Below are 1,836 nucleotides of genomic sequence, written 5' to 3' on the forward strand. Positions count from 1 at the left end.
TCTGGGGCATTACCATGTCGATACGTTACCTGCGCCCTCAAGGGTAAATTCCCGGGTGGTCGATGTCTCATCGTCATTGGCACGGAGGGCTTCAGCCTGACCAGCGGCTCGTCGTCATAGGTGGTGGCAATCCGGTCCAGGGTCGCTATCAGTTGCCGCACGTTGCCAGCAAATAGCCGTTGTTCGGCGGCGGCGTCCGCCGGGTTCTTCAGCAGGTCCTCATCAAGGCGAGCTAGCCTTGCGCGCTCATCTGCGGTCATCTCGCCGAGTTTCTCGAACGCCGCCAAGTTGGTGTTATGGCTCAGGGCCGACATGATCGCACCCACCGGCGTGGCGGTATTCCATGTCGGCTTATCAAACACCGGGTCACGGACGGCCTGGAGCTGCGCTTCTTCAGCGCTTAGTTTAGACTTGAGCGCCTGGCAAACACCTGCGAGGTCGTCGGGAATATCCAGCCCGAAAGGCCTGAAAGCCACCTCGTTCTTCTCCTGCACATGTACCGATCCGCAGTCCCGGTCAAAGACGCTGACTGCCGACAGCACCGCGTCCGGCTTGCCGCCGTCCGTCCAACTGACGGGCGGTTCGGATGATCCGTCCTTGAGAATGGTGAATGTGCCTGTCGCGTTGCCCGCCGGCGGCGGGTTGTAGGCGTCGGGCATGATCTCGCCCGCCTTGCGAGCACGGCAGGCCCGTTTGAGCACCCGCCCGTACCCGGATTTGCCGGACCCGTTCGGCCCGTAAACGATCGTCAGTCCCGCCGGTTCGAACGGCAAAGTCTGGCCTGGGGCGAGCTGGTTCACTCCGGCAATGTCGCCGACGCTAACCAGTGCTATGGATTCGCCACCGGCTGGGGTTGCCGGCAGATGTGCCGCTTCGAGCACCGATGCCTCCAAAGCGATGCCATCGGTGCCGTGTTCCTTCCTGCACAAGGCCAGTATCTCGCTGACAGCGCCTTCATCCGGCGTTCCGCTGGTTACAATCCGGCGCAAGGCATCCCGTTGCCAGAGGGGCCGGTCAGACGACCAGTCGAGTATGGTTTCCAGTACGGTCTTGTTTGCGGTCTTATTCATTCTGCTGCCCCCGGCGCCCACTGCTTTCCCCGTATAGGACTGCGCCAAAGGCCCGCCAATATTGCTTCGACAACAGATCGATCCACGCCCTCGCAGATTAACATGAAACCGGTGTCAATGTCCGGTCAGTGGCCAAGGCGGGCCCTGCCCTCTCCGAAGACAGAGGTCACTGGAGTGAATCCTGTCGGGTTCTCCATCGCCTTGCCCTTGGCGAGTTCATCGATCAGTTTATCCAGATAACCATGCGGAAAGAAGGACTGGCTTGGCGGCATGGCGATCGGCACGCCCTGTCGGCTGGGGGGGCAGGACGCTAATGGCCATGGGCAGCCTCACTTTCGGGCATCCCGCCGTGCTGGCTAAGCTGGCAACCCCTATCCAGTAGCCCGTCAAGGAGTTGTTCGCGGTTCACCGTCGGGTCTGCCGATGCAATCCCAATCAGCGCGCATACAACCTCCCGAGCAAGTTCTCGGGCACTCCGTCTATCGTCCCCGGAAATGTCCGGCATCGATTTGCCGTGCAGGAAGTCGCTCCTAAGCCCGAAAAGCTTGGAATAGGCGTTCCTGAACGAACCATCCTTGAGCAGTCCGGAAATGCGAAGCGTGACCCGGTGCGTCGCGCCGGGATTCTTTCCTGCGATCCTTCTTCGGGCGCGTTGATCATGATCCAGAGGTAGGCCGAGCCCTCCGTGCCAATGACGATGAGACATCGACCACCCGGGAATTTACCCTTGAGGGCGCAGGTAACGTATCGACATGGTAATGCCCCA

Annotated in this window: 1 protein-coding gene and 1 pseudogene; both read right to left on the reverse strand. The window is 60.8% G+C overall.

What is annotated here, in order from left to right:
- Window positions 1-1,070 (reverse strand): annotated as a pseudogene (locus VQ044_RS24990) (AAA family ATPase); the annotation flags it as partial.
- A 125-nt stretch (window positions 1,071-1,195) separates the two neighbouring features.
- Window positions 1,196-1,354, reverse strand: a complete 159-nt coding sequence (locus VQ044_RS24995) for a hypothetical protein (protein ID WP_327650348.1) — start codon at window positions 1,352-1,354, stop codon at window positions 1,196-1,198.
- Window positions 1,355-1,836 lie beyond the last annotated feature (482 nt).

The sequence above is a fragment of the Aurantimonas sp. C2-5-R2 genome (assembly GCF_036549495.1).
Taxonomy (GTDB): Bacteria; Pseudomonadota; Alphaproteobacteria; order Rhizobiales; family Rhizobiaceae; genus Aurantimonas; species Aurantimonas coralicida_A.